The organism is Streptomyces justiciae, from assembly GCF_015163075.1.
GTDB classification, from domain to species: domain Bacteria; phylum Actinomycetota; class Actinomycetes; order Streptomycetales; family Streptomycetaceae; genus Streptomyces; species Streptomyces justiciae.
Genome location: NZ_JADDXU010000003.1, coordinates 328,593 through 354,698, shown reverse-complemented (window position 1 = coordinate 354,698; position 26,106 = coordinate 328,593). Strand labels below are relative to the sequence as shown.

General features: G+C 71.2%; 24 protein-coding genes and 2 pseudogenes. 12 read left to right on the top strand and 14 right to left on the bottom strand.

Going from position 1 to position 26,106, the window contains the following annotated elements:
* The first annotated feature begins 10 nt into the window (after positions 1–10).
* A complete protein-coding gene (locus IQ210_RS09960) occupies positions 11–592 on the top strand; it encodes a TetR/AcrR family transcriptional regulator (protein ID WP_194078541.1) in 582 nt (193 codons plus the stop codon).
* On the opposite strand, the gene IQ210_RS09955 is transcribed toward IQ210_RS09960, so the two are convergent.
* Positions 562–1,671: a ScbA/BarX family gamma-butyrolactone biosynthesis protein gene (locus IQ210_RS09955; RefSeq protein WP_194078540.1), complete on the bottom strand. Its 1,110-nt coding sequence runs from the start codon at positions 1,669–1,671 to the stop codon at positions 562–564. The genes IQ210_RS09960 and IQ210_RS09955 overlap by 31 nt on opposite strands.
* Before the next feature lie 127 nt (positions 1,672–1,798).
* On the opposite strand from IQ210_RS09955, the gene IQ210_RS09950 reads away from it, so the two are divergent.
* Both IQ210_RS09950 and IQ210_RS09945 read left to right on the top strand, forming a co-directional pair.
* Positions 1,799–2,470 carry a ScbR family autoregulator-binding transcription factor gene (locus IQ210_RS09950; protein ID WP_194078539.1) on the top strand — a complete coding sequence of 224 codons (672 nt, stop codon included), beginning with the start codon at positions 1,799–1,801 and terminating at the stop codon, positions 2,468–2,470.
* A gap of 1 nt (position 2,471) precedes the next feature.
* Positions 2,472–3,263: an inositol monophosphatase family protein gene (locus tag IQ210_RS09945; protein WP_194078537.1), complete on the top strand. Its 792-nt coding sequence runs from the start codon at positions 2,472–2,474 to the stop codon at positions 3,261–3,263.
* Here the strand turns inward: IQ210_RS09945 and IQ210_RS09940 are convergent.
* The 4 genes from IQ210_RS09940 to IQ210_RS47165 form a co-directional block, all read right to left on the bottom strand.
* A complete protein-coding gene (locus tag IQ210_RS09940; RefSeq protein WP_194078536.1) occupies positions 3,253–5,187 on the bottom strand; it encodes a glycoside hydrolase family 97 protein in 1,935 nt (644 codons plus the stop codon). The genes IQ210_RS09945 and IQ210_RS09940 overlap by 11 nt on opposite strands.
* 381 nt (positions 5,188–5,568) lie before the next feature.
* On the bottom strand, positions 5,569–6,498 hold the full coding sequence (locus IQ210_RS09935; protein ID WP_194078530.1) for a peptidoglycan-binding protein: 930 nt from the start codon (positions 6,496–6,498) through the stop codon (positions 5,569–5,571).
* Positions 6,495–7,751: an AAA family ATPase gene (locus IQ210_RS47170; RefSeq protein ID WP_322656334.1), complete on the bottom strand. Its 1,257-nt coding sequence runs from the start codon at positions 7,749–7,751 to the stop codon at positions 6,495–6,497. Before IQ210_RS47170 ends, IQ210_RS09935 begins: the two co-directional genes overlap by 4 nt.
* A gap of 17 nt (positions 7,752–7,768) precedes the next feature.
* A complete protein-coding gene (locus IQ210_RS47165; RefSeq protein WP_322656333.1) occupies positions 7,769–8,488 on the bottom strand; it encodes an AfsR/SARP family transcriptional regulator in 720 nt (239 codons plus the stop codon).
* A gap of 285 nt (positions 8,489–8,773) precedes the next feature.
* Between IQ210_RS47165 and IQ210_RS09925 the strand changes: the two genes are divergently transcribed.
* The 3 genes from IQ210_RS09925 (at position 8,774) to IQ210_RS09915 (ending at position 11,182) form a co-directional block, all read left to right on the top strand.
* Positions 8,774–9,625: a helix-turn-helix domain-containing protein gene (locus tag IQ210_RS09925; protein WP_194078526.1), complete on the top strand. Its 852-nt coding sequence runs from the start codon at positions 8,774–8,776 to the stop codon at positions 9,623–9,625.
* Positions 9,585–9,797 carry a DUF397 domain-containing protein gene (locus tag IQ210_RS09920; protein WP_194078525.1) on the top strand — a complete coding sequence of 71 codons (213 nt, stop codon included), beginning with the start codon at positions 9,585–9,587 and terminating at the stop codon, positions 9,795–9,797. Before IQ210_RS09925 ends, IQ210_RS09920 begins: the two co-directional genes overlap by 41 nt.
* Before the next feature lie 68 nt (positions 9,798–9,865).
* Entirely contained in the window at positions 9,866–11,182 is a 1,317-nt protein-coding gene (locus IQ210_RS09915) for a DUF3500 domain-containing protein (protein ID WP_228047424.1), read from the top strand.
* On the opposite strand, the gene IQ210_RS09910 is transcribed toward IQ210_RS09915, so the two are convergent.
* On the bottom strand, positions 11,183–12,517 hold the full coding sequence (locus IQ210_RS09910; protein ID WP_194078523.1) for a hypothetical protein: 1,335 nt from the start codon (positions 12,515–12,517) through the stop codon (positions 11,183–11,185).
* 114 nt (positions 12,518–12,631) lie between these two features.
* Here IQ210_RS09910 and IQ210_RS09905 point away from each other — a divergent pair, with 114 nt between their 5' ends.
* Together IQ210_RS09905 and IQ210_RS48460 are read left to right on the top strand one after the other, a co-directional pair.
* On the top strand, positions 12,632–13,870 hold the full coding sequence (locus tag IQ210_RS09905; RefSeq protein WP_194078521.1) for a molybdopterin-dependent oxidoreductase: 1,239 nt from the start codon (positions 12,632–12,634) through the stop codon (positions 13,868–13,870).
* Positions 13,870–14,325 carry a hypothetical protein gene (locus IQ210_RS48460; RefSeq protein WP_407699690.1) on the top strand — a complete coding sequence of 152 codons (456 nt, stop codon included), beginning with the start codon at positions 13,870–13,872 and terminating at the stop codon, positions 14,323–14,325. Before IQ210_RS09905 ends, IQ210_RS48460 begins: the two co-directional genes overlap by 1 nt.
* A 176-nt stretch (positions 14,326–14,501) precedes the next feature.
* Here the strand turns inward: IQ210_RS48460 and IQ210_RS48455 are convergent.
* From IQ210_RS48455 to IQ210_RS09890, 3 genes and pseudogenes are all read right to left on the bottom strand, one after another.
* A pseudogene (locus IQ210_RS48455) lies at positions 14,502–14,927 on the bottom strand (class I SAM-dependent methyltransferase); the annotation flags it as partial.
* Positions 14,924–15,625 (bottom strand): TIGR04282 family arsenosugar biosynthesis glycosyltransferase, encoded by a 702-nt coding sequence (locus IQ210_RS09895; protein WP_194078518.1) that lies wholly within the window; start codon positions 15,623–15,625, stop codon positions 14,924–14,926. The pseudogene IQ210_RS48455 and the gene IQ210_RS09895, both read right to left, overlap by 4 nt.
* Complete coding sequence (locus IQ210_RS09890; protein WP_194078517.1) at positions 15,622–16,314, bottom strand: glycosyltransferase family 2 protein; 693 nt, start codon at positions 16,312–16,314, stop codon at positions 15,622–15,624. The genes IQ210_RS09895 and IQ210_RS09890 overlap by 4 nt, the downstream gene beginning before the upstream one ends.
* Before the next feature lie 122 nt (positions 16,315–16,436).
* On the opposite strand from IQ210_RS09890, the gene IQ210_RS09885 reads away from it, so the two are divergent.
* Positions 16,437–17,159: a response regulator transcription factor gene (locus tag IQ210_RS09885; protein WP_194078516.1), complete on the top strand. Its 723-nt coding sequence runs from the start codon at positions 16,437–16,439 to the stop codon at positions 17,157–17,159.
* Positions 17,156–18,271 (top strand): sensor histidine kinase, encoded by a 1,116-nt coding sequence (locus IQ210_RS09880; protein WP_194078515.1) that lies wholly within the window; start codon positions 17,156–17,158, stop codon positions 18,269–18,271. The genes IQ210_RS09885 and IQ210_RS09880 overlap by 4 nt, the downstream gene beginning before the upstream one ends.
* Positions 18,272–18,374: 103 nt before the next feature.
* Here the strand turns inward: IQ210_RS09880 and IQ210_RS09875 are convergent, their stop codons facing one another.
* From IQ210_RS09875 to IQ210_RS09865, 3 genes are all read right to left on the bottom strand, one after another.
* Positions 18,375–19,370, bottom strand: coding sequence for an NAD-dependent epimerase/dehydratase family protein (locus tag IQ210_RS09875; RefSeq protein WP_194078514.1), 996 nt, complete (start codon positions 19,368–19,370; stop codon positions 18,375–18,377).
* A 79-nt stretch (positions 19,371–19,449) separates the two neighbouring features.
* Positions 19,450–20,301, bottom strand: coding sequence for an LppX_LprAFG lipoprotein (locus tag IQ210_RS09870; RefSeq protein ID WP_322656332.1), 852 nt, complete (start codon positions 20,299–20,301; stop codon positions 19,450–19,452).
* 82 nt (positions 20,302–20,383) lie between these two features.
* Positions 20,384–21,151: a polysaccharide deacetylase family protein gene (locus IQ210_RS09865; RefSeq protein ID WP_194078513.1), complete on the bottom strand. Its 768-nt coding sequence runs from the start codon at positions 21,149–21,151 to the stop codon at positions 20,384–20,386.
* A 240-nt stretch (positions 21,152–21,391) separates the two neighbouring features.
* Here IQ210_RS09865 and IQ210_RS09860 point away from each other — a divergent pair, with 240 nt between their 5' ends.
* Both IQ210_RS09860 and qcrB read left to right on the top strand, forming a co-directional pair.
* On the top strand, positions 21,392–22,174 hold the full coding sequence (locus IQ210_RS09860; RefSeq protein ID WP_194078512.1) for a calcium-binding protein: 783 nt from the start codon (positions 21,392–21,394) through the stop codon (positions 22,172–22,174).
* Between the two features lie 246 nt (positions 22,175–22,420).
* On the top strand, positions 22,421–23,980 hold the full coding sequence (gene qcrB, locus IQ210_RS09855; protein WP_194078511.1) for a cytochrome bc1 complex cytochrome b subunit: 1,560 nt from the start codon (positions 22,421–22,423) through the stop codon (positions 23,978–23,980).
* On the opposite strand, the gene ctaF is transcribed toward qcrB, so the two are convergent.
* Both ctaF and ctaD read right to left on the bottom strand, forming a co-directional pair.
* On the bottom strand, positions 23,889–24,299 hold the full coding sequence (gene ctaF / locus IQ210_RS09850; protein ID WP_194078510.1) for an aa3-type cytochrome oxidase subunit IV: 411 nt from the start codon (positions 24,297–24,299) through the stop codon (positions 23,889–23,891). The genes qcrB and ctaF overlap by 92 nt on opposite strands.
* Positions 24,296–25,969 (bottom strand): annotated as a pseudogene (ctaD, locus tag IQ210_RS09845) (aa3-type cytochrome oxidase subunit I). The gene ctaF and the pseudogene ctaD overlap by 4 nt, the downstream one beginning before the upstream one ends.
* Positions 25,970–26,106 lie beyond the last annotated feature (137 nt).

The window sequence follows — 26,106 nt, the reverse complement described above, 5'->3', positions numbered from 1 at the left end:
GGGGCCCGTGATGGCGAAACAGGCGCGCTCACTGCGCACCCATGAACTGGTCCTCGACGCCGCCGCGGCCGAGTTCGTCCGGCACGGTTATCCGCGCGCCAACCTCCAGCACGTGGCGGCCCGCACCGGGCTCACCAAGGGCGCCCTGTACGCCCACTTCGCCTCGAAGGAGGAGTTGGCGCGGGCGCTCACCGAGCACCTCGACCAGGTCGTCGACGAACTCCTCGCCCGGCACAAGGACAGCGACCTCCCGGCGAACGAGCAGTTGCGTGCCCTGTGCTGCGCCCTCGCGGAGCGCGTGGAGTCGGACGTACGGTTCAACGCGGCGCTGCGTCTGGTGATGGACGAGGCCCAGTCGGCGCCCGAAACCCCGCGGCTCCCGGCCGACTTGAGGGCGCTGGCCGCCGAGGGCGACGACGGCGTCACGGAACCGCTGTCTTCCGAGTCGCTGGCCGATCTCGCCGTGGTGATCCTGGTGGGCGCGTACTACACGGCCCCCGATCCGGAGCGGCGCGGACTGGCCGAGCGGGTACGGGGGCTGTGGGACGCGGTGGACGGGCGTCAGGCCGTAGAGGAAACGGGCACCCTGTGATCCACGTGATCGGCCTGGGCGCCCCACAGGGTCCGGCAGGTGGCGACCGAGGCGCCGTTCTGTACGGCGTCCAGGGTCAGCCGGGTGGTGCCAGAGGCGGTGTCGGGCTGCCGCTCGCGCACCACCAGGTCGATGGGGGCGTCCAGTTCGCCGAAGGCCTGGCAGTCGACCTCCATGCCGAGCAGGCCGTGCCCGGCGCCGCGGGCCATGTCGCCGGGGTGCAGCAGGAGGTGGCCGAGCTGGCGGAAGCCCTCCAGGGTGACCATCAGCGGGACGTGGTCGCTGGGGTGGTCGAAGAAGATCGGGTGCTCGACGTCGATGAGCAACTGCCAGGGTGTGTCGGTGTGTTCGCGCACCAGCACGCTGTCCTTGGCGCGCAGCCGGCCCACCGCGGCCGGGTGCACCCGCTCCAGTGCGCGCGGGGCCGGGCCGGTGACGGCGACACCGCGCGGTTTGGCGCCCCGGCCGCGCAGCATGGCGTACCGCTTGTCGTCGACGGCGACGACGTGCAGCGCGCCGCGCCCGCAGGTCCGGCCGCCGACCGTGAGGACGACTTCGAGCCGCATGCCGAATCGATTCGGCGGACGGTTGCCGACCCACACCCACTCGGCCTCCAGGACCACCGGGACCGGTTCGCCGCCGATGCGCAGGGCGGCCGGGTCGGTGATCTCGAACTCCGAGCCGAAGCCGATGAAGCGGTGGGTGAGCGGCACGTCGTAGTAGGCGTGCGCGAGGTAGACCAGGGCCTGGCGGATGGTCTCCATGAAGAGCAGCGGGTCACTGGTGCCGTCGCTGCCCGGCGAGTAGACGGCGTGGTCGCGCGGCCACTGGGCGGCGACCAGGAAGGAGTGCTCGTCGGTGCGGACGGCGTCGGTGAGGAAGACCTCGGCGATCGCGGCGCGGTGCACCATGTGGCGCGGGACCGGCTGGAGGTAGCTGAGCTGCGGGTGCGCGGGGGGTGCGGGGGCCTCCGGGCCCGGCGCGAGAAGCAGCGGACCATGGGATTCCGCTCGTACGGCGGTCGAGCCGGCCGTGGCGCGTATGGGCGTGGAGACAGGTGTGACGACAGGCTGATGCATGGTCTGAACCCCCAGTGAATGATTCACGCAGACAGCAACACCGGCACAACACCGGCACAGGACTTCCGCCGGTCGAGCCGCCACTTACAATACATTCCCGAAGGTATATTTCAAGGAACGCCAGAGGATGGACAGCATGGCCGTGGAACGCAGCGCAGCCAGGTCCCGGCCCGCCCGGGACACCGCCCCCCGCCACCGGGACACGGGCCTGAAGCAGGAGCGGGCCGTGCGCACCCGCGGGCAGGTCCTCGACGCGGCGGCCGAGGCGTTCGCCACCCAGGGATTCCCCGCGGTGACCGTGCAGGACGTGGCCGTACTCGCCGGAGTGACCAAGGGCGCGGTCTACTTCCACTACGCCAACAAGGAGGCCCTCGCGCAGGCCTGCGCCGAGGAGTTCTACCACCGGCTCGGCGTCATCGGGCAGGAGGTCGAGGAGGCCGACCTCACCCCGCTGCGGGCGGTGACCGAACTCCTGGAACGCACCGCGCGCGCCTTCCGCGACGAGACGATGGTCCAGGCCGGCGCCCGCCTCCAGATCGAACGGTCCCTGATCGGCGCCGAGATGCCCATGCCCTACCTCGGCTACACCGAGTCCCTCACGGTCTGGCTCCGCCAGGCCCAGGAGGCGGGCCAGCTCCCCGCGGGCACCTCACCCGAGGCCACGGCCCGCGTCCTCGTCTCCGCCTTCTTCGGCGCCCAGCACATCTCCTGGGTCCTCAACGACCGCGCGGACATCGCGGACCGGGTGCAGGAGATCCTGACGGCGGTGGTCCCGATGGCGACCCGGAACGCGGAGTGAGATGACGACCCGCGTGGACCTGGACCGAGCCCTGTCGGTGGCGACGCAACTGGCGGCTGACGCCTCGGAGTTGATCTGCCGCCCCCGCCCCGAGACGGTCCGGGAGAAGGACGGCCCCGCCGACATCGTCACCGACACCGACGAGGCCGTGGAGCGCCACGTCCGCGAGACCCTCGCGGCGGCCTTCCCCGGCCATGGGATCGTCGGCGAGGAGTACGGCGTCACGGAGGGCGCCCCCGACGCCCCGCACTGGGTCGTCGACCCGGTCGACGGCACCACCAACTACGCCCACGGCATCGGCTGGTGCTCCTTCTCCCTGGGCCTCGCCGCCCCCGACGGCACCCCCCTCCTCGGCGTGGTCGCGGACCCCTGGCGCCGAGAGACGTTCACGGCGCTGAGGGGCCGCGGCGCCCACCTCAACGGCACCCCGATCCAAGCGGCCTCCCACAACACCCTCACGGGCCACGTCTTTCTCACGGAGTGGGCGGCCCACGAACACTGGCCCGGCCTGGACGCCCTCCTGTCCGACCTGGCCGACCGCCACTGCACGGCCCGCGTGATGGGCTCCACGGCCCTGTCCCTGGCCCAGGTAGCGGCAGGCCGCGCCACCGCCGCAGCGATCGGCTCCTTCCACCACGTCGACGGCCTCCCGGCCCTCCTGATCGCCCGCGAGGCGGGCGCGGTGGCGGTACCCGAACTCCCTTCGTACGGCGACCCGTTGCTGCTGGTCGCGCCGGGGGCGGCGGAGGAGGCGCTGGAGGTGTGGCGCCGGAGCCTCCCGCCTAAGGCGTGAACATCACCGCCTGGCCGCCCGCCGCGGCCATCGCCACCTCCAGCGTGGTCTTCGACGTGACGCTCACGCTGCTCACCACCACCGGTGTGCGGAACGGGCTCGTGCCCGGGGTGCCGTCCGCGTAGATCGTCGCCGTGTATGGCGTGTCGGGGGTCAGGAACGTCAGCGGGAGGGACAGCGTTCTCGCCGTCTCGTTCGTCATCGCGCCCAGGTACCAGGTGGTGCCGTGGCGGCGGGCCACCGCCGCGTACTCGCCGATCCGGCCGGCCAGCGCCCTGCTCTCGTCCCAGGTCGTCGGGATCGCGTTGAACCACGGCAGGCCCGGCCAGTTCGCGGGGGTCGCGTACTTCGACGGTTTGTCGTACCAGAAAAGGAAGTTGAGGGGCTGGTAGTACACCGCCGCCATCGCCATCTGGTGGGCGTTGGTCGTCTTGTTGCGGGACTGGCCGTAGCAGATCGTGTAGTCGAGGGGGCCGCCGATGTTGCGGGCGAAGGGCAGGGTCACGTTGTGCGTGGCGGTCGGGAACTGCTCGTTGCCGCGAACGCCCTCCAGGCTCAGGTAGTTGGGGTACGTCCGCTCCAGGCCCGCCGGGCGGACGTCGTCGTGCATGTCGATCAGCAGCTCGTGCTCGGCGGCCGTGCGCGCCCACGCCGTGATCCGGTCGGTCATCGACTGGGTGCCGTCGTTGATGAAGCCGAGCTTGATGCCCGTGACGCCCCAGCTCTTGTAGAGCGCGAAGAGGGCGTCCGCGTCGGTCAGGGCCAGGCGGTTGACGTAGAGGAAGACGCCGATGGACTTGCTCGTGGCGTACGAGATGACCGACGGCAGGTCGATCGCGGCGATGGGCGTGGTCGCGTCCACCGTGGTGAACTCGGGGCCGTACCAACCCGCGTCGTACTCGATGTAGTCGATGCCGCGGGCCACCGCGAAGTCGACGCCCGCGAGGCCCGCGGCGGTGGTGAGTTCGCAGCGGAAGACCTTGCCCGGCTTGATCCAGGAGGTGTCGGGGAGGACGTTCGGCGGGGCCAGGTTCAGGACCAGCTCGGCGTTGTCGATGAGTTCGGCGTGGGTGGAGCCCGTGACCAGCACCCGCCAGGGAGTGGCGAAGGGCGTGGTGACCGTGGAGGTCGGTTCCACCTCGCCGGTGCCGCGGGCTGTGTGCTCCATGAGGTACGCGGAGAGGGTGTTGCCGTCGCCCTCCATCGAACTCAGCATCAGGCGTGGGTAGTTCAGGCGCGCCGACTCGCAGACGCAGGCTATGAGGCCCTCGGCGAGCGTGGCGGTCAACGGGAGGTCGGTGAGGGGGCCGTTGTCCGTGGTGGAGGTACCGGTGACCGGGATCGCGCCGGGGGCCACGGGCACGTACGCGTCCTCGTCCCGGGCGCTGTAGACCGTGGTGCCGTCCGGAAAGGCGAACGTCGTCAACTCGTCGGCTATGACGGCCGTTCCGGTGCCGAACAGGACGTACCGCAGTGCCACGCCCGACTTGTACGCGCGGATCTGCACGCCGAACCGGATGCCCGTCGCGGCGTCCCGCAGGCGCCAGCGCTGTTCCTGGTAGTGGTCGGTGACGGTGGCGTTGCGGCCGTAGACCGGGGACCAGGTGCGATGGACGGTGTCGCGGTCGCCGTCCAGGACGATGACATCGTTGCCGAGGACCGTGCCGTCGGCCAGCGTGAATCCCAGGGCGGAGGTGCCGATCACCGTCATGCCCTCGCGGGTCGCCGACCAGCTCAGGGCGCCGTCCGTCACCGACAGGGTGATGGCGTTGGCGCCCATGCGGGCGGTGGCCGCGCAGTCGCGGGGGCCGGACGCGTGGGCGGGGGTTCCGGTCAGGCCCACGACCGCCGTTCCGGCGGCGACGGCCGCGCCCTTGAGGACGCGCCGACGGGACGGGGAGCCCGGCTCTCCTGAAGCTCTCATCGTTGAGCGACCTCTTCTCGGTGGACGGGAATCTGGTAGTAACCGTTTACCGAGACGGGAACGTAAGGGTCCACGGAGGTGCCGGTCAAGATTGCGGACGCCGAAAACCCGGCCGGGTCCGTGCCGGACTGCGACTTCTTGATCTGGACCTTGAAGTAGGCCGAGTCGAAGATCGTGGAGTCGTCGACCTGGCCGTACGCCGGGAGGAGGTGTGGGGGAGTACCGCGGGCGGGGCCGCCCTGCGCGCGTCGTCATGCAGCGAGCTTGGTCGTAACCGGCCCGGGATCACCGGGAGTTGGCGTCCGGGCCGGTCCCGTGATCCTTCACGCGAAGCCCGCGATGCTTCACCGCGGGCTCACGGAACCGACAGCCGTCGAAGGGCTACGAGAACAGCAGCCGCCACGTCAGCGGACCCGGCGTGCCGTCCGCGTCACCGCGCAGCTCCTTGCGGGACTTCTGGAAGTCCCGGACGTTGAGCCGGTCCGCCTCGCCCCACGTCCTGCTGGGCCCGACCTTGTAGTGGTCGCCGAAGCCGCGCTTCACCAACTGCTTGCCGAGCGCGAGGACATGGGCGTTGGCGGCGCCCGCCGTGAAGTACTTGCGGCCCGGGAAGGCGGGGATCTTGGGCTTGGCCGGGGTGGTGGTGGAGCCGGTGCCGCCCGGAGTGTCGTCGTCGTCCACGTCGAGGTCGGCCTTGGCGTGCTTCAGCAGCCGGGCGAAGTCGATCGCACCGGGATCGCCGTGGACGTTCTCGGCCACGTGCATGTGCCCGCAGATGCCCTTGAAGTCCGTCCACTCGGCCGCCGTGAACCGCTGGCCGCCACTGCCGTACGACTCCGGGTATGCGGGCCACTCCTTCGGCCCCGACAGGGGTACGCCGTGCTGCTCGTGCATCCATGACAGGAACCTGGCGACGCCCTCCAGCGCCCAGTCGGGGGCCTCCGGCCAGTAGATGTGGGCCTGGCCCGCGCCCATCCACTTCTTCTGGGTCTTGGGGTCGCAGGTGCCGACGAGTTCGACCTGGCAGACGTTCAGGGTGTTCGTCTCGACGCCGCCCCGCAGGTTCACCAGGGCGCGGGAGGAGGTCTCTATGTCGAAGTGCTGGTACCACTTCAGCTTCTTGGCGGCGAGGTCCGGGACCGCCGTCAGGTTGGGGGCGGTGGCGCCGCCCTCGTAGCCGGGCAGGGTCCGGCCCTCGGTGGTGTGCAGGACGACGACGTTGACCTCCATGGGGTCACCGCCGAAGTCGTCCTGGTACCAGTTGGCGCGGCTGGCGCCGGGATAACGCTGGGGTCCTGTCTTGGTGCTCATCGCGGACTCCTGGGATGAGGAGAGTGGGGAGTAACGCCGGGCGATGTCACGTCCGGTGACATGTCCGGAGCCATGGGGCCCGCCGCGCGCAGATGCCGGGCGAGTCGCTCCACGACGGCCTCGTCACCGGCCCGTCGCGCCAGCTCGCGGGCGAGGGCCGCGTGCCGGAGCTGCCGGGCGGACGCGGTCTGGGTGCTCAGCACGACGTCGCGGGGGAGTTCGGGCAGCCGGTAGCGGCCCGTGCCGGTGGTGTCGGCGGTGCCGGGCTCCGCGTCCCACACCAGGACGCGGGCGGTGACGGCGGCGTCGATCAGCGGCAGCAGCTCGTCCGGCGCCAGCCCCTGCGCGTCGGCGAGGAGGCTGACGTCCAGCCACTCCCCGTCGGCGGCGGCGAAGGCGAGCATCGTCCGTGCCGTGTCCGGCAGTTCGAGCAGCCGCGCATGCAGGATGTTGCGGACGGCGGCCGGGATCTGGGCGTCCGGGCCGGTACGCCGGCCGGGCGGCAGGGCGAGCAGGTCGACGAGGGTGAAGGGGTGCCCCTCGGAGCGCCGGTGCAGCGCCGCCACCTCGGCGGGCGAGGCGAACTCGCCCTGTGCGGCCAGTAGTTCGGCCACGTCGTCGAGCGTCAGCGGCTCCAGGGTGAGCCAGGTCGCGCCGAGCAGGGCCAGGTCCGCGAGCAGGACGCTGGAGACGGGCGCGTCGGGATTGCGCAGGGTGCACACGAACACCACCGGGGCCTCCCGCAGCACCTGCGACAGCCGCCGCAGCAGTCGGTGGAAACCCTGCGGCGCCCGGTCGAGGTCGTCGACGACGACCAGGGTGGGCCCCTGCGTCAGCTCATCGACGACCGTGGCGAGGGGGTCCTTCTGCGCGACCTCGTCCTCGGCGGAGTCCTTGCCGTCCTGCCGCAGCGCGTCGAGCAGCTGCACGGTCGGGCAGGTCTGCGAGATGCCGCGGTTGCCGCTGAGCGCCTGACCGGCCCGGGTACGGGCGACTGTGAACCCGGCCGCCGCCGCCCGCGCGGCCACTTCGTCCAGCAGCCGCGTCTTGCCCGCCCCCTGCTCCCCGTCGACCACGGCCCACTGCGGCCGCCCCGCGGCCCCGGCCGCCAGCAGCACGTCCAGCCGCGCCGTCTCCGCGGCCCGGCCGACGAACGGGGCGGGCCGCGGGCGCCGCACGGTGACGGCGGGCCCCGGTGGCAGCGACGCCCCCGTCACCGCCGTACCGAGTACGGCGACGTCGTGGCGCAGCACCGCCGTGTGCAGGTCCCTCAGCTGGGGTCGAGGCCGAGCTCCGTGGCCAGCATGTCCCGGAACCGCTCGTACTGCTTGAGCGCCTCGACCGGCCGCCCGGCCGCGTACAGCGCCCGCATCAGCAGCGCCCACGACGTCTCCCGCAGCGGTGCCTTCAGTACGAGGCCCTCGGCGACGTCGATCGCCAGTTCCGTCTCCCCCTGCTGGACCAGGATCGTGGCCCGCAGTTCCTTCGCGTCGTCGAGGGCGGCGTCGAGCCGGGCACGTTCCCGGATCGCGAAGGCGTGCTCGCCGGCCTCGGCCAGCGCCTCGCCCCGCCACAATGCCAGCGCGGCGTCGATCTCCTGCCGTGCGATGGTGAGTTGGCGGCCCCGAAGGGCGTCGCGAGCCCGGCCCACCGCCTCCTCGAAGAGCGTGGTGTCCCGGGCCTCGCGCGGCACCTTCAGGGCGTACCCGGACGGGCCGCTGACCAGCAGACCCTGCCGTACCGGGTCGAGGGCCGCGCGTAGCCTGCTGACGTGGGCCCGCACGGAGGAGGCGGCGCCGGTGGGACGGTCGGTCGGCCACAGGTCGTTGAGGAGCGTGTCCTGCGAGACGGGCCGGCCGTCCTCGATGAGCAGCCGGACGAGCAGCAACCGCCGTTGGCGCGGCCCCAGTTCCAGGGCAACGTTGTCCCTCAGCACCTCTACGGGGCCGAGTACGCCGAACCGCATCTCGTGTCCGTGACGGGAGTTCACCGGGGTGGGCCCTCCTGGGCGACTCTGGGTAGTGCGAAGGGCCGCGGACGAACACCGTGTGTGCCCGTCTGGTCAAGCAGTCAACCAACGGTACGTTGCTCGGCTGTTGTTCCGGTGTTGTTCGGGGAGGGTGGCCGACAACAGGACGACAATCCCCGGGCGACCATCGCGCGTCGACATGCGCAAGGCGATCTGGGGCTGAGCGAGTTGGGTGATTCCCGTCACCCGAGTGGAGTCGGGCGGTTACTCTCGGCTATGAGCCGAGCATGCGAGGGGTGACCGCCCATGGCACACGTCCGCCGAGACCTTGATCCCAGCGCGTCCCCGCTGGACTACTACGGCTACGAGTTGCGGCGGCGCCGCGACAGCGCAGGGCTGACCTTGAACGAGCTGGGGGCGATCATCTTCTGCACGGGGTCGCTGGTGGGCCAGATCGAGTGCGCGCAGAAGGTGCCGACGCGGGAGTTCAGCGAACGGGTGGATGCGGCGCTGGGGACGGAGGGGTTCTTCTCGGGGTTGGTGGGGCTGGTGTTGCAGAGCCAGTTGCCGAGTTGGTTCCAGCCGTACGCTGCGATGGAGGCCAAGGCGACGTACATCTCCACGTACCAGTGTCAGGTGGTGTACGGGCTGTTGCAGACGGAGGCGTATGCACGCGCCGTGCTTGCTACCGGCAACCCGGGGAAGCTTGATGAGCAGGTCGCGGCCCGTATGGAGCGGCAGCGCATCCTTGAGCGCGAACAGCCGCCGCTGCTGCTGGTGGTGCTCGATGAGGCAGTGCTGCGTCGCGAGATCGGCGGCGTGGAGGTCATGCGCGAGCAACTCCGCCACCTGTTGGACCTTGGCGGGAGGCGGTGGCTGCGGATTCAGGTGCTGCCGTTCGGGATCGGTGAACACGCCAACCTGGTCGGCTCGTTCAACCTGCTGCGTTTCGACAAGGACCCCGATCTCGTCTACACCGAGGACGTGATCTCGGGGCACATGACCGCCAGCCCGGAAACGGTTCGAGAGGCCACCCTTCGTTACGCTAGCTTGCAGGCAGCCGCGCTCTCCGTGGAGGATTCGGCGGAACTGATCAAGCGCGTACTGGAGGAACGTTATGGGCAGCACTCCGGACCTGACCAACTCTCCGTGGCGTAAGTCCAGTTACAGCGGTAACACCGGCGGCGATTGTGTTGAAGTCGCCCCGATCCCCACCACCCACATCGCCATCCGCGACTCCAAGCACCCCACCCTCGGCCACCTCCGCGTCGCCCCCGCCACCTTCACCACGTTCATAGACGCAACCGCACGCGGCGCCTTCTCGAGCTGAACCGCCTCCCAGGCGATCCACAGGTCCCTGCCACGTTGGCTTTAAGTGTCGACGAAATCGTCACCGCCATGGTCAACTCATCGCACGGACACAAGCCCCGCACCCCCGCCCAGCACCGCTCCCGCCGCTGGTTCATGAACAAGGCCCTCCTCGCCGGTGGCGTCTCCGCCGTCGCTGTCATGGGCGGCTACGCCGCCAGCCAGGCCGGTGCCGAGACGACGTCCGACGCCACCGCCGACGCCACGGCGAGCGCCACCCCGTCCGGCCCGCCGCCCGGCGGTGGTGGCGGCTTCGGGCAGACCATCGCGTACGACGACTTCGTGGGCGTCACCACGGACGGCACCGTCATCGACGACCTGTACGCCATCCACCGCACCGGCGTCTCCACGACCCCCGTCGTCCGCGCGGCCGCGGCCTTCGTCGACTCGCTCACCGACGACCAGAAGTCGGCCACCCTCTTCGACATCGACGCCGACCAGTGGCTCGACTGGACGAACGTCGACTCCAACGACCGCGACGGTGTCGCCCTGCGCGACATGACCGAGAAGCAGTACAAGCTGGCGATCAAGCTGCTCAAGGCCGCCCTCTCCGCGCGCGGACTCGAGAACGCCACCCAGATCCGCAAGCTCAACCACTTCCTCGGCGAGAACAGCGGCGACACCACCAAGGCGCTCAACTACGACGCCTACTGGTTCACGATCATGGGTACCCCGTCGGCGACCGACCCCTGGGGCTTCCAGTTCGAGGGCCACCACCTGGTCATCAACTACTTCGTCCTCGGCGACCAGGTCGTCGCCACCCCGACCTTCCGCGGCTCCGAGCCCACGAAGATCACGTACGACGGCGTCGACTACCACCTGTTCAGGGAGGAGACCGCCGCCGGCTTGAAGCTGTTGCGCTCGCTCGACGACACCCAACTCGCCACCGCCGCCCCCGGCACCGAGACGAAGACCGGCACCAACCTCACCGTCGGCGCGGGCAACGACAACGCGGTCCTGCCCTACAAGGGCCTCAAGGCCTCGGAGCTGAACCGCAAGCAGCAGAAGCTGCTCCTCGACCTCGTCGAGGTCTACACCGGCACCATCGACGAGGGCCACTCCCGGGTCTGGCTGCGGGACATCGAGAAGCACCTCGACGACACGTACTTCTACTGGATCGGCGAGTCCGAGGACGACTCGGCGTTCTACTACCGCGTCCACAGCCCCGTCGTCCTGATCGAGTACGACGCCGAGTCCGCGCTCGCCTACCACGAGGACGGCGACACCAGCTCGGGCGGCCCCAACGGCACCCCCACCCAGCAGCACATCCACACCATCATCCGCACCCCCAACGGCAACGACTACGGCGTCGACCTCCTCAAGCTCCACCTGGAGACCGACCACTGATCACCAGCCCGTGCGCAGCAGGTGGTTGAGGAGCAGGGCCAACAGCGCCTGCGCGATCAGCCACGCACGCGGCCGGGTGAGGAACGCACACGCCGGGAGCAGCCACACCGCGAACGGCAGCCAGATGCGTTCCGTCTCCGCCTTGCTCATGCCGGACAGGTCGGCGACCAGCAGGGCGAGCAGGGCGGCGGCCACGAGGAGCGCGAGACGTCTCGCTCCGGAGCGGTCGTCGCCCTCCCGTCGTAGCAGGACCGCGCCTGTCCGCCGTAGCCCCGCCACCGTCGCCAGGCCGGTGATCAGGACCGTGCAGGCGAGGTTCGCCCACACCCAGTAGCCGTACGGGCGGACGCCGCCCGCGCCCTGGTTGTAGCGGGTCACCAGCAGGCGGTACGCCTCCCACCAGTCGAACCCGGCGAGCGTGAACAGCGCCGGGACGACGGCCAGTCCGGCGAGCAGCGGTACCAGGAGGACGGGGCGCGGGCGGCCCAGCACGAGCACCGCCACCGCGATCAGGGCGACGAGTGTGAGGCCGTACGAGAGATAGCAGGTCAGGCCGAAGAGCAGGCCGGACGCGCCCGCGCACCACATGGACCCCCGCGTGACCGCCAGCGCCAGCAGCGCCACCGCCCACGCCGCGACCGCCGCGAAGTACGCGTCCGCCGACGTGCCCATCCACACCGCCGCCGGGGCCAGGACCAGGAAGGGGGCCGCGCGGCGGGCGAGGGTCTCGTCGGCGAGGGCGCGGATCGTGACCAGGACGGCCACGCAGGCCGTCGCGCCGATCACGATGCACCAGACCCCGGCCCAGCCGCCGCCCCGGAGCCCGATGCGGTCGAGGAGGACGAAGGTGAGGGTGGCGGCGGGCGGGTGGCCGGCGATGTGGGCGGGCCAGTGGTCGGGGGAGCCGAGCAGGATGTGGTCGGTGAAGGTGCGCAGGGTGGCCGGGATGTCGTCGAAGCGGTCGATGACCTGGAGATACTCGTAGCGGGTGGTCAGGCGGCGGGCGATGCCCCGGTGCCAGCCGTCGATGAGGGCGAGGGAGAAGATCCACGCCATGGCCGTGCCCCAGGCCGCGGGCAGCAGCGCCCGCCAGGGGAGGCGGGTGGCGAGGGCGGGGCCGTAGGCGATGGTCCCGGCGGCGACGAGGACGGCCGCCGGGGTGCCGGGGCCGAGGTGCGGGTCCCAGTTGGCGAACAGCGGCGGCCAGCTCACGAAGAGCGTGTGGCGGGTGTCCTGGATGTGGCGGCCGACCAGTACGGCGGCCGTCACCAGCAGGGCCGCGGCACCGGCGGCGTACAGATCACGGCGGAGGGCGCGGGAGGGCGAGCGGGTCACGCCGGGAACGCTAGGCCGGGTGGCGGCCCGTGACCCGTCTCCCGGGCCGGACGTCAGCGTTTCGTCATGGGTCGCGCACCCTTTCTTGGGGTGGTCCGGGCCTACGGTCGGCCCATGCGAGACGATCCGCGGCTTCCTTCCACCCCCGGTTTCTGGCGCAGCCCGCTGCGCGGTCCCTGGTTCACCTCGGTGCTGGGCCTCGTCCTGCTCGTCGGCATCACCGTGCTGTTCGTGACGGGACTGGTCTCGTACGCCGCCTACAACCCGGACCTGTCGCCGGTGAACGACAAGACCCCGGACAAGGGCATCCTCGGCTTCTACCTCTTCGCCTGGCCGACCCACCCGCACTGGCTGTACCGCCTCAACCAGGGCATCCACGTCACGCTGGGGATCACCCTCATCCCCGTACTGCTGGCCAAGCTGTGGTCGGTCGTGCCCAGGCTCTTCACCCTGCCCCCGGCCCGATCACTCGCCCACGCCCTGGAGCGGATCTCGCTGCTCCTCCTGGTCGGCGGCGGCCTGTTCGAGTTCGTGACGGGCGTCCTCAACGTCCAGCTGGACTACATCTTCCCCGGCTCCTTCTACCCCCTCCACTTCTACGGCGCCTGGGTCTTCTTCGCCGCCTTCGTCGCGCACGCGCTCCTCAAACTCCCCGCCGCACTACGGGCCTTGAGACACCTGCGGGACGAGCCCGGCAGCGACCTCGTCTCCCCGCGTCCCGCCGCGCCGACCGTCTCCCGCCGGGGTGCGCTGTGGTTCGTCGGGGGCGGCTCGCTGCTCCTCTTCGCCACGACCGTCGGACAGAACGTCGACGGCCCGCTGCGCCGCACCGCCCTCCTCGCCCCGCACGGCGGCCGCGACCCCGGCAGCGGCCCGAACGGCTTCCAGATCAACAAGACGGCCGCCTACGCCGGGATCTCCGCCGCCGAGACGAGCGCGGAGGCGTGGCGTCTCGTCGTGGCCGGCCGCACGGGAGTCGTCCGGCTGAGCCGCGACGACCTGCTCCAACTGCCCTTGCACAGCGCCGCGTTGCCCATCGCCTGCGTGGAGGGCTGGTCGACCTCGGACCAGTGGTGGCGGGGGGTGCGGCTGCGGGACCTGGCGGCTCTGGTCGGCTACGACCGTGACGATCCGCCGGACGTGTTCGTGGAGTCGCTGCAACGCCACGGCGCCTTCCGCCGCGCCGCCCTGCGCGCCAACCAGGTCGCCGACCCGCGTTCCCTCCTCGCCCTCTACGTCAACGGCGAGGAGCTGTCCCCCGACCACGGCCACCCGGCACGCGTCATCGTGCCCGCGGCACCCGGTGTGCTGAACACCAAGTGGGTGGCCCGGCTGACGTTCGGAGACCTGTGATGCGCAAGGTGGTTGTCGGTAGTCCGGTCCAACTGCTTTTGCTGGCGTGCTCGTTCGCGCTCGCCGCCTATGCGGGGGTGCGGCTGTTTGCCGACGACTGGTTCGGGGTGGCGGTGTGGCTGGTGGGCGCGGCGCTGCTGCACGACCTCGTGCTGCTGCCGGTGTACGCGGTGGCGGACCGGGTGGTCGTACGGGGGCTGGGGGCCGTCCGGCGCCGGGAGTGGGTGATGTACGTGCGCGTACCGGCGGCCCTGTCCGGGCTGCTCCTTCTCGTCTGGTTCCCGCTGATCAGCGGCATGGTGGACCGGCGCTACCGGTCCGCGACGGGGCTTTCCCCGGACGGCTTCCTCGGGCGCTGGCTGCTGATCACCGCGGTCCTGTTCGGCGGGTCGGCGCTGTTGCTGGCGGTGCGGGTGCGCAGGGCGACGAAGGTGCGTCCGCCGGCCGACCACTGACGTTCCTGCTCCCAGCCGCGTGCGTAGCGGAGCAGCGCCGGGGTGCCGAGGCGGGCCCAGGGGAAGGGGGCGCCGGTGGTGGTGTGGGCGTCGGTGAGGTGGACGTGGACGCGTTCGTCGACGTCCACGGGGGTCGTCTCGGCGATCAACAGACCGTGGGGCTTGAGGAGTTGGGCGACTCGGGTCAGCAGGGCGTGCGGGTCGCCGCCGATGCCCACGTTGCCGTCCATGAGGAGCACCGTGTCCCAGCGGGCCTCGCCGGGGAGTGGGTCGAAGACCGAGCGGCGTAGTGCTTGGCCGCCGAGGCGGATGGTGTGGGCCACGGCGGCCTCGCTGACGTCGATCCCGAGGGAGGGGACGGCACGGGCGGCCAGTTCGGCGACGAGCCGTCCCGGGCCGCAGCCGACGTCCAGGACGGTGCCTTCGCAGTGGTCCAGGACGGTGCGGTCGACTGCGTCGGCTTGGGCGCACCAGCGTTCTACTTCCAGGGGGAGGAGCCAGCCGTCTGTGCGGCGGAGGAAGAGGGGGCCTTGGCCGGTGCGGAGGGCTTTTGCGTAGGGGTCGGCTGTGGCCCAGGCGAGGGCCGTGGGTGGGCTCGTCATCGGTCGGCTGCAGGTCGGTGGGGGCTGGTCGCGCAGTTCCCCGCGCCCCTAGGTGGGTTGCGGTGGTCGCCAGCCAGCGAGTTACCCGGCGTAAGAGCCCCGAAGCCCACCAGCCTCGCCGCGAACCGGCCGTGTGGAGCCAGCTTCGCCACCGCCTCCGCATCCCTCGCCGTGTCCACGTCCCGCAGTTGCGGCAGGTCCCGCACCCTCAACCCCGCAGCCATCAGCCTCCCCCTCTGCACCGCCCCCGTCGTCGGCGTCGACATCGGCACCCCCCGCAGTAGGTCAGGGTCGGGCGTCGCCAATCCCAGCGCCCAGAAACCCCCGTCCTCCGCCGGGCCGAAATACGCGTCGCAGTCCGCGAAGTCCACGGTCAGCAGCTCCGGCGTCACCTGCGGGGTGTCCATGCCGATCAGCAGAGCGGGGCCCGTGCACTGGGCGAAGGCGTGTGCCAGGCGTTCGTCCAGGCCGCCCGCGCACTGTCGTACGACCTCGAAACCCGGCGGCAGCCAGGGGCCGGGCTCGCCGGCGAGGACCAGCACTCTGCGGTCGGCCGGGGTCGCCGCGACCGTGTGCAGGGTGTCCGTGAGGGACGCCTCCGCCAGGGCGGCCGCCTCCTCGGGGGTGAACGGTGGGGTCAGCCGGGTCTTCACCCGGCCCGGCACCGGTTCCTTGGCGATGACGAGCAGCGTGGTCACCGTACGGCCCTCCCCGCGGTCGGAGCCTCGCCGAGGACGCGGCTCATGTCCCGTACCGCCTGCCAGGTGCCGCGCCAGGTGCCCGTCACCTTCGAGGCGCCGGTGCGCGGCAGGTACGGCACGTCGTGCTCGGTGATCCGCCAGCCGGCGTCGGCCGCGCGGACGACCATCTGGAGGGGGTAGCCGCTGCGCCGGTCCGTGAGGTCGAGGGCGAGCAGGGGCTCGCGGCGGGCGGCGCGCAGGGGGCCGAGGTCGTGCAGGCGCAGGCCGGTGCGGCGGCGCAGCATGCGGGCGAGGGCGAGGTTGCCGGCGCGGGCGTGCGCGGGCCAGGCGCCGCGGGCCTGGGGGCGGCGCCGGCCGAGCACCAAGTCGGCCTGGCCTGCCTGGAGTTCGCGGACGAAGGGGATGAGGAGCCCGGGGTCGAGGGAGGCGTCGCAGTCGCAGAAGCAGACCACCTCGGCCGTGGCGGCGGTCAGGCCGGCGTGGCAGGCGGCGCCGAAGCCGCGGCGCGGCTCGTGCACGACGGTCGCGCCGAGCGTGCGGGCGAGGTCGGCGGAGCCGTCGGTGGAACCGTTGTCGACGACGAGGGCGCGCCAGCCCGCCGGAATCCGGCTCAGCACCCAGGGCAGGGCCTCGGCCTCGTCCAGGCAGGGCAGCACCACGTCGACGTCGGAAGGTGTCGTCGTCACGGTTTCACCCTACGAACGCGAATCGGTCATACCGGACTCCCGCTCCTTACGAAACGCGGACGTCCGAGGCCGAGGCCCGCTCAGGCACGGCATCGGAGGGTGCCCGGTGCCAGGCTGGAGGTATGCAGCAGCAGCCGAATGTGGACGGTGGTCCCTCCCGGATCCTCGTCGTGGACGACGATCCCACCGTCGCCGAGGTCGTCGTCGGGTATCTGGACCGCGCGGGGTATGTCGTCGACCGTGCCGACGACGGCCCGACCGCCCTCGCCCGCGCGGCCGCTCACTGGCCCGACCTGGTCGTCCTGGACCTGATGCTGCCCGGCATGGACGGCCTGGAGGTGTGCCGCCGGATGCGCGGCCACGGGCCGGTGCCGGTGATCATGCTCACCGCCCGGGGCGACGAGGACGACCGCATCCTGGGCCTGGAGGTCGGCGCCGACGACTACGTCACCAAGCCCTTCAGCCCCCGTGAGCTGGTACTGAGGGTGGAGTCGGTGCTGCGCCGCAGCAGGCCCGCGGCCTCGGGACAGCGGCTGGGCGCGGCCGGTCTGGCCGTGGACCCCGAGGCCCGCCGGGCGACGAAGAACGACGCCGAACTCGCCCTCACCCTCCGCGAGTTCGACCTGCTCGCCTTCTTCCTGCGGCACCCCGGGCGGGCGTTCGGCCGCGAGGACCTGATGCGGGAGGTGTGGGGCTGGGACTTCGGTGACCTGTCGACCGTCACCGTCCACGTCCGCCGTCTGCGCGGCAAGATCGAGGACGACCCGGCCCGGCCCCGGCTGATCCAGACGGTGTGGGGCGTGGGCTACCGCTTCGACCCCACGGGCACGGAGGAGGCATCGTGAACGACACCCTCCTCATCGCCCTGTACGCCTTCCTCGGCGCCGCGGGCACCGGGCTGGCCGGAGCCGCTGTCCTGCGGGTGGTGCGCCACCGCTCGCTGACCGTGTCCATGGCCGTGGTGGCGGCCGTCGGCGTGGTGGCGATGCTGGCCGGGACGCTCGCCGTCGCCTGGGCGATGTTCCTGTCCCCGCACGACCTGACCGTGGTCACGACGGTCGTGGCGATGGCGGCCGTGGTCTCCCTCGCCACCGCGTTCCTGCTGGGCCGCTGGGTCGTCGCCCGCAGCCGCGAACTCGCGGTCGCGGCCCGCTCCTTCGGGGACGGCGGCAGCTTCGCCGCGCCCTCCGTCCCGGCGACGGCCGAACTGGAGTCGCTGAGCCGGGAGTTGGCGGCCACCAGCGCCCGCCTCGCTGAATCCCGCGAACGCGAACGGGCGTTGGAGACCTCCCGGCGCGAACTCGTCGCCTGGATCTCGCACGACCTGCGCACCCCGCTGGCCGGTCTGCGCGCCATGTCGGAGGCGCTGGAGGACGGCGTCGCCGCCGACCCCGACCGCTACCTCCGCCAGATCCGCACCGAGGTCGAACGCCTCAACGACATGGTCGGCGACCTCTTCGAACTCTCCCGCATCCACGCGGGCACGCTGCCGCTGTCGTACGCCCGGATCTCCCTCTACGACCTGGTCGGCGACGCCCTCGCCGGCGCCGATCCGCTGGCAAGGGAGCTGGGCGTACGGCTGGTGGGCGACCGCATCGAGCAGCTGCCGGTGGAGGTGGACCCCAAGGAGATGAGCCGGGTCCTGGGCAACCTCCTGGTCAACGCGATCCGCCGCACCCCGGCCGACGGCACGGTGGCGGTCGCGGCTGAGCGGGGGCCCGAGGGCGCGGTGGTGCTCTCGGTGACGGACGGCTGCGGCGGTATCCCGGAGGAGGACCTCGCCCGAGTCTTCGACACGGGTTGGCGCGGCAGCCACGCCCGTACTCCTCCGGCGGGGGCGGGCTTGGGTTTGGCGATCGTGCGGGGAATCGTGGAGGCACACCGGGGGCAGGCGACCGTACAAAACATCCCGGGTGGCTGCCGCTTCGAGGTGACATTGCCGGCGGCCACTTCGTGATTCCGGCACGACCGTCGCCCTAAGGGGCGCGGGGCTGTATCGATGTGCGGCTCCGCCGCGTGGGCGCGACCAGCCCCCACGAAGCCGCAGACGAAAACCGGCTTCACCCACCGTTCCTGCCCGCGAACTCCGCCATCCCCTCCCCGAACCCAACCTCCGCCTTCCACCCCAACTCCCCCCGCAGCCGCCCCGAGTCCGCGGTGATGTGCCGTACATCCCCCAGCCGATACTCCCCGGTGACAACCGGCGCAGGCCCACCGCAGGCGTCCGCGAGCGCCCGCGCCATCTCCCCGACGGTGTGCGGCTCACCACTGCCGACGTTGTAGGAGACGAGTACCCCGGAACCCGAACCCGCCTCCAGCGCAACCGCGTTGGCCGCGGCAATGTCCCGCACATGCACGAAGTCCCGCCGCTGAAGCCCGTCCTCGAACACCCGGGGCGCCTCACCGCGCGCCAGCGCGGACCGGAAGAACGAGGCGACCCCGGCGTACGGCGTATCGCGCGGCATCCCGGGCCCGTACACGTTGTGATACCGCAACGCCACCGCCGAACCACCGGTGCACCGAGCCCAGGAGGCGGCCAGATGCTCCTGGGTGAGCTTGGTGGTGGCGTACACGTTCCGCGGATCGACGGGCGCGTCCTCACCGACGAGCCCGGGCACGAGCTCGGCCCCGCACACCGGGCACAGCGGCTCGAACCGCCCCGCGTCAAGATCCTCGACGGCCCGCGGCCCGGGCCGCACGACCCCGTGCCGCGCACACTCGTACCGCCCCTCCCCGTACACGACCATCGACCCGGCCAGCACCAGCCGCCGCACCCCCGCCTCCGCCATGGCGGCGAGCAGCACAGCGGTCCCGAGGTCGTTGTGGGAGACGTAGTCCGCAGCATCGGCGACCCCGTTGCCGAGCCCGACCATGGCGGCCTGATGACAGACGGCATCGACACCGCGCAACGCCCGCCGGACACCGTCGGGGTCCCGCACATCGGCACCGGAGTCGGCGCGGATGTCGTACACGACCGCCTCGTGCCCGCGCGCGCTCAGCGCCGCGACAATCTGGGACCCGATGAACCCGGCACCGCCGGTGACCAGTACACGCATACGGCCACGCTAGATCCGCACCGGCGCGACGCCAGGGGAGCGCGCGGGTACGTCATGACTCCGTAAGGGGTGGCGCGGGTCAGCCCTCCCGCGCGTCCCCCAGCCAGCGGGTGTCGGCGGCGGGCGGGGCTTTGACGGTCACCGGACGGTCGATGCCGAGGTAGGTGAAGGTCAGGTCGAGGGACCCGGCCACGGTGAGGGTCGCCGCGTCGAGATGGTCGGCCCGCACCCGGAACTGCTTGGTGCGGCCGTCGGCGTCGACCCACAGGTCCATGGTGATCGGGTCGTCGGCGTGCAGCCCGTAGACCTGAGCGCGCTGGGTGGCGGTGGTCATGTCGTCGTAGCGGACCGTCCCCTTGTAGTGCGTGGTCCGGGCCCCGTCGACCGTCTCGGTGCCGATCACCCGCACGTCCTTCGACGCGCTCATCATCGTCGACTGCACGAGGGGGCTCGGCTGCAGTTCGTCGGGCAGCACACCGAAGGACTGGTTGTCCACGTTGTGTCCCCACACACCCGGCGCGGCGCCGAACCAACTCTTGCCCTTCAGCTTCTCGGCGGGGAGACGGTTGCTGCTGGCGTACATGGCCTCGTCGAGGAACCGCACCGCCAGCCGCACGGCGCCGCCCTTGTAGTCGTCGGCGCTCATCGTCATCCGCATGACCGCCGGCTTGACGCTCATGGAGGCCTCGGCCTTCAGACGGCCCGTCGACGGCAGGGTCCCGACGACCCGGTAGTGGAGGGAGGCGATGTCCTGGGACGCGTCGATCGCCTGGGCGACGGCCGCGGCGGGTGCCACTTTCGTGGGCGCCGCTTCGGCGGACCGGCTACCGGCGTCGCCGGCACAGGCGACGGCGCCACCGGCGAGCAGCACGACGCCGAGCAGCGCGCCGAAAGATCTTCGCGGTACGGGAACGACAACGGTTGAGCCCACAATCCCCCCAGGTCGGACGGCAGATCCATGCCAGGGCGGTGAGCTTATCCGGACGCGGTCCGGCGTCAACGGACGGGGAACGTCAGCGCACCGGGAAGCCGAAGCTGTACCCCTGCTCCTTCAGCCACGGCAAGACCTGGCGGAGGGCCGCCACGGTCTGGGAGCGGTCGCCGCCGGCGTCGTGGAAGAGGAGGGTCGGGCCGTTGGCGATCTCCTGCTGGACCGTCGTGACGATGGCCTCCGTGCCGGGGCGTTCGAAGTCCTTGGTGTCCACGTTCCAGCCCAGCGGGCGCATGCCGCGGGAGGCGGCGAGCTGACGGCTGTACGGGGTGAACGCGCCGCCGGGAGCGCGGTAGTACATGGGGCGTACGCCGCCCGACGCCTCGGTGATCATGCGTTCTGCGTCGAGGATCTGCTGGGACTGGTAGGCCTGCGACTTCTTGTCCATGGTGGTGTCGTGCGACACCGAGTGGTCGCACAGCCGGTGCCCGGCCGCGACGACCTTCTTCACCAGGTCCGGGTGGGCCTGCGCCTGCGTCCCCACCATGCAGAACGTGGCCTTCACCCCGTACTCCGCGAGCACGTCCAGCACCTGCGGCGTCCACACCGGGTCGGGTCCGTCGTCGATGGTGATGTTGACGCCGCGCGCCCCCTTGTCGGACGCGTGCACGATGGTCACGTCCACCGGCTTCACCGCGGCCGGCTTCGCGGGCGCGCTCGCCTTCGGCGACGAGCCGACGGCACCGGCCTGCGCGGTCCACATCGACGCGCCGGTGGCCAGGATCGTCACCCCGAGGGCCGCCCCGACGACCTTGCCGTACCAGCCCCGCCCAGCACCGTGCCGCGCCATGTCCGCCCCACTTTCCCGCAGTTGCTCGCCCGACCTTCGCATGGCAGGACGGGCAACGGCGGCCCCGGGATCCGTCCGTTACCGATCACGGACAATTCCGGGGAAGTTCACGGACAACCAAGGGACGACCAAGGGACGACCAGGGGGACAACCGCGCCGACGGGGCCCCGATCACCCGTGCGTACACTTCCTCCACTTGACGGCGGCCCGCCTCCGCGGGCCCGACCCTTCGGGGACTCCATGCGAAGACTCATGATCGGCTCCGGCCTGCTCGGCGCCCTGGCCATAGCCGCGCTCCTCACCCCCGGCGCCCAGGCGAACGAGGTGGTGGGCAACGCCGATGTCGGCGCCTTCCGGATCACCGGCGGAGGCGGCGCCGGCAACGACGTCGTCCTCGGCACCACCAACTCCCGGACGATCACCGTCAAACTGACGGCCAGCGATGACTCCGGGATCAAGTCCGCGGACTTCACGCTCTTCCACGGCAAGAACCTCGGCGCGGCCGACGCGGTGCTCAAACCCACGGAGTCGGCGGCGGTGTGCACGGCCGACGGCACCACGTCCGTCTGCACCAAGCACTACACGATCGACCCCCGCCGCGACCTCAAGAACTCCCTGGCCGGCATCTGGAAGGTCCACGCTGAGGCCTACGCCAACGACGGGGACTACGTGAAGACGGACGGCTACACCTCCTTCTTCATGAAGCGCTACGGCAAGCTGACCGTCAACGCCGCCCCCGAGCCCGTCGCCAAGGGCGCCACCCTCACCGTCACGGGCAAGCTCTCCCGCGCCAACTGGGACACCCACGACTACCGCGGCTACACGAACCAGCGCGCCTACCTCGAGTTCCGCCGCCCGGGCGTCAGCTACTACGAGTCCCTGGGCTACACCCTGACCAACTCCACCGGCGTCGCGACCGCCAAGGTCACCGCGACCGGCGACCGCTACTGGCGGTACGAGTTCCGCGGCACGATGACGACGAGCGCGGTGAAGGCCACGGGCGACTTCGTCGACGTGCGCTAGCGCCTGTCCGGCGGGCCATGCCGCAGACGCGGGGCCTGGCACGCCGCTCTGCCGGGCTGCCGCAGAGCGGGTTCCCGGCCGGCCTCGCCGAGAACCCGCCCACCCCCCGAGCACACCGCCCCCCCGACCCGCGCCCGAACGGGTGCCGGGTCCGGGCCGTGCGAGTGTTTCGCGGGACGCGGGTACTCGCCCGGCGGTCCGAGGGCAAGGGATGTCTGCGGAGCGCACGGACGACGCGGAGGTCGTATGAGGGCGCAGCGCCGAGAGGTCTCCCCGCCACAGCGGGGCGAGGAGCGTGCCCGCGGGGAGTGGCTCGCCGACACGGTCGACGCGCGTCTGCCACTCACGGACGGCGCGGGGCGGCTGCTGCGCAAGGCGTTCCCGCACCACTGGTCGTTCTTCCTCGGCGAACTCGCCCTCTACAGCCTGGTCGTCCTGGTCCTGACCGGCGTATGGCTCACGCTGTTCTTCAAGCCGGAGATGCGCGAGGTGGTCTACGACGGCCGATACGTGCCGCTGCGGGGCGTGCGGATGTCGGCCGCCTTCGACTCCACCCTGCACATCAGCTTCGACGTACGCGGCGGTCTCCTCATCCGGCAGCTCCACCACTGGGCGGCCCTGGTGTTCGTCGCGGCGATCGGCGCGCACCTGCTGCGCGTCTTCTTCACGGGGGCCTTCCGCAGGCCGCGCGAGGTGAACTGGGTCATCGGCGTCACCCTGTTCCTGCTCTCCCTCGCCGAGGGCTTCGCGGGCTACTCCCTCCCCGACGACCTGCTCTCCGGCACGGGCCTGCGGATCGCGCAGGGCATCATGCTGTCCATCCCGGTCGTCGGCACGTACGTCAGCATGTTCGCGTTCGGCTCCGAGTTCCCGGGCCAGGACATCGTCCCGAGGCTCTACAGCCTGCACATCCTGCTGCTCCCCGGGGTGCTGATCGCCCTGGTCACCGTGCACCTCATCCTGGTCTTCTATCTCAAGCACACCCAGTGGCGCGGCCCCGGCCGCACGAACCGCAACGTCGTCGGCAAACCCCTCTTCCCCCACTTCACGGCCACCTCGGCGGGCCTGAGCCTCCTCGTCTTCGGCGTGCTGACCCTGCTGGCCGGCCTCGCGCAGATCAACCCGGTGTGGACGTACGGCCCTTACCGCCCCGACCAGGCGTCGACCGGCTCCCAGCCCGACTGGTACGTCGGCTTCCTGGAGGGCGCGCTGCGACTCGTACCCCCGTGGGAGACCTCCGTCGCCGGGCACACGATCATGTGGAACGTCCTGCTGCCCGCGGTCGTCCTGCCCGCGCTGCTGTTCCTCGTCCTGTACGCGTACCCGTTCGTCGAACAGCGCCTGACCGGCGAGCGCCACGAGGAGCACCACCTGTGCGACCGGCCGCGCGAACGCCCCGTCCGCACCGGCCTCGGCGTCGCCGGGATCACCTTCTACGGCGTCCTGCTGCTGGCCGGCGGCAACGACGTCGTGGCCCAGACCTTCCGCATCTCCCTCAACACCCTCACCTGGGTCCTGCGCATCGCTCTCGTCGTGGCCCCCGTGCTCGCCTTCATGCTCACCCGGCGGCTCTGCCACGCCCTGCTGGAGTCGGAGCGGCAGCGCTTGGAGGAGGGCGTGGGCACGGGGGACGTACGGCAGACCATCGACGGCGGCTACGAGAGCGACCACCGCCCGGTCGAGAAGTTCCGCCCCGGAGCCCCCCGTACGCCCGTCAGCCCTCCCCCTGCTCCTGATCGGCACCCCGACCGGCGTACTGGAACACCAGCCCAAGAACCCCCCGCGCCAGCACACCGAACCCGATGAGGAACAGCCACAGCCCGTAGACCACACCGGTCGCGGCGACGGCGAACCCGACCGCGGTGACGATCGGCCACGGACTCTCGTCCGGGAAGAACTCCAACGGCCCGGCCCCGTCCGCCACTTCGGCGTCGTTACGGTCCTGAGGGCGCCGCCCCTTGCGCCGGTACTGCATCGCGCAGAAGAACGAGACGAGCGCGGCCATCGCGAAGGCCACGACCAGCGCCGCCGTACCGGCGGGATCGCCGGACCAGAGGCCGTACAGCACGGCCGTACCGCCGAAGAACGCGGCGACTCCGCCGAAGAGCAGCGCCTCGACCTTCATCGGCCCGCCTCCTCCTTCGTCTGCCGGGTGACCTCGGGATGCCGCAGGTCGAAGGCGGGGGACTCGGACCGCACCCGCGGCAGGGCCACGAAGTTGTGGCGGGGCGGCGGGCAGCTCGTCGCCCATTCCAGGGAGCGCCCGAAGCCCCAGGGGTCCTCCTCGGTGACCTGCTTGCCGTATCTGGCGGTGTGCCAGACGTTGTAGAGGAAGGGGAGAGTGGAGATGCCCAGGAGGAAGGCCCCGGTCGAGGACAGGGTGTTGAGGAGCGTGAACCCGTCGGCGGGGAGGTAGTCGGCGTACCGGCGCGGCATGCCCTCCTCGCCGAGCCAGTGCTGGACCAGGAACGTCAGCTGGAAGGCCGGGAACAGCAGCCAGAAGTGAATCTTGCCGAGCCGCTCGTCGAGCATCTTCCCGGTGAACTTCGGCCACCAGAAGTAGAACCCGGCGAACATCGCGAACACGACCGTCCCGAACAGCACTTAGTGCAGATGCGCGACGATGAAGTACGAGTCCGTGACATGGAAGTCGAGCGGCGGGGACGCGATGAGCACCCCGCTCAACCCGCCCAGCAGGAACGACATCAGGAACCCCATCGCCCACAGCATCGGTGTCTCGAAGGACAGCGAGCCGTGGCGCATGGTGCCGATCCAGGCGAAGAACTTGATGCCGGTCGGCACCGCGATCAGGAACGACATCAGGGAGAAGAACGGCAGCAGTACCGCGCCGGTGGCGAACATGTGGTGCGCCCACACGACCGCGGACAGCATGGTGATCGCGATGGTCGCGCCGATCAGCGACACATAGCCGAAGATCGGCTTCCGGGAGAAGACGGGGATGATCTCCGAGATGATCCCGAAGAACGGCAGCGCGACGATGTAGACCTCGGGATGCCCGAAGAACCAGAACAGGTGCTGCCAGAGGATCGCCCCGCCGTTCGCCGCGTCGAAGATGTGCGCGCCGAACTTCCGGTCCGCCTCCAGGGCGAGCAGCGCGGCGGTCAGCACGGGGAACGCGGGCAGCACGAGGATCGACGTGAACAGCACGTTCCACGTGAAGATCGGCATCCGGAACATGGTCATGCCGGGGGCGCGCAGACACAGGATCGTGGCGATGAAGTTGACCGCGCCGAGCGTGGTGGACACCCCGGTGACGACCAGTCCCATGACCCACAGATCGCCGCCCGCGCCGGGGGAGTGGTACGCGCTGTTCAGCGGCGCGTACGCGAACCAGCCGAACGCGGCGGCCCCGCCGGGCACCACGAACCCGGACACGACCATCAGCCCGCCGAAGAGATACATCCAGTACGACAGCGCGTTGAGCCGCGGGAAGGCGACGTCCGGGGCGCCGATCTGCAACGGCATCACCGCGTTGGCGAAACCGGCGAACATCGGCGTCGCGAACAGCAGCATCATGATCGTGCCGTGGATGGTGAAGAGCTGGTTGTAGGTGTGCTCGTTCACGAACTGAAGCCCGGGACGCGCGAGTTCGGCCCGCATGGCCAGAGCGAGCAGCCCAGCGAAGAGGAAGAAGCAGAACGCCGTGACCATGTAGAGGCGGCCGATCACCTTGTGGTCGGTCGTACTCGCCCAGCGCAACAGCGTCCGGCCCAGGGAGGGGCCGCGGGAGCCGGACCGTCGAGGCTCGTGGCGGCGTTCCGTGGCTTGGGTCATCGTCCTCCTTGGCCGGCGGCTCGAAGGGGGTGGGGCAGGGGCGCGCGGGGCGTGGGCCCGTGGGTGCGGACCGTCGTCGCGAGTGCCCTGACGGCGGCCAGGGAAACGGCGGCTGCCCCGGCCGTCTGGGGCTGTCC

Bases quoted from the DNA above. Each gene is read 5' to 3' on its own strand.
- IQ210_RS09935 (WP_194078530.1), bottom strand. From the start codon at position 6,498: ATGAGCACCAAGACAGGACCCCAGCGTTATCCCGGCGCCAGCCGCGCC.
- IQ210_RS09860 (WP_194078512.1), top strand. From the start codon at position 21,392: ATGCGAAGACTCATGATCGGCTCCGGCCTGCTCGGCGCCCTGGCCATA.
- IQ210_RS09950 (WP_194078539.1), top strand. From the start codon at position 1,799: ATGGACAGCATGGCCGTGGAACGCAGCGCAGCCAGGTCCCGGCCCGCC.
- ctaF (WP_194078510.1), bottom strand. From the start codon at position 24,299: ATGAAGGTCGAGGCGCTGCTCTTCGGCGGAGTCGCCGCGTTCTTCGGC.
- IQ210_RS09875 (WP_194078514.1), bottom strand. From the start codon at position 19,370: ATGCGTGTACTGGTCACCGGCGGTGCCGGGTTCATCGGGTCCCAGATT.
- IQ210_RS09955 (WP_194078540.1), bottom strand. From the start codon at position 1,671: ATGCATCAGCCTGTCGTCACACCTGTCTCCACGCCCATACGCGCCACG.
- IQ210_RS09885 (WP_194078516.1), top strand. From the start codon at position 16,437: ATGCAGCAGCAGCCGAATGTGGACGGTGGTCCCTCCCGGATCCTCGTC.
- IQ210_RS09925 (WP_194078526.1), top strand. From the start codon at position 8,774: ATGGCACACGTCCGCCGAGACCTTGATCCCAGCGCGTCCCCGCTGGAC.
- IQ210_RS09960 (WP_194078541.1), top strand. From the start codon at position 11: ATGGCGAAACAGGCGCGCTCACTGCGCACCCATGAACTGGTCCTCGAC.
- IQ210_RS09945 (WP_194078537.1), top strand. From the start codon at position 2,472: ATGACGACCCGCGTGGACCTGGACCGAGCCCTGTCGGTGGCGACGCAA.
- IQ210_RS09865 (WP_194078513.1), bottom strand. From the start codon at position 21,151: ATGGCGCGGCACGGTGCTGGGCGGGGCTGGTACGGCAAGGTCGTCGGG.
- IQ210_RS09915 (WP_228047424.1), top strand. From the start codon at position 9,866: ATGGTCAACTCATCGCACGGACACAAGCCCCGCACCCCCGCCCAGCAC.
- qcrB (WP_194078511.1), top strand. From the start codon at position 22,421: ATGAGGGCGCAGCGCCGAGAGGTCTCCCCGCCACAGCGGGGCGAGGAG.
- IQ210_RS48460 (WP_407699690.1), top strand. From the start codon at position 13,870: ATGCGCAAGGTGGTTGTCGGTAGTCCGGTCCAACTGCTTTTGCTGGCG.
- IQ210_RS09920 (WP_194078525.1), top strand. From the start codon at position 9,585: ATGGGCAGCACTCCGGACCTGACCAACTCTCCGTGGCGTAAGTCCAGT.
- IQ210_RS09940 (WP_194078536.1), bottom strand. From the start codon at position 5,187: ATGAGAGCTTCAGGAGAGCCGGGCTCCCCGTCCCGTCGGCGCGTCCTC.
- IQ210_RS09905 (WP_194078521.1), top strand. From the start codon at position 12,632: ATGCGAGACGATCCGCGGCTTCCTTCCACCCCCGGTTTCTGGCGCAGC.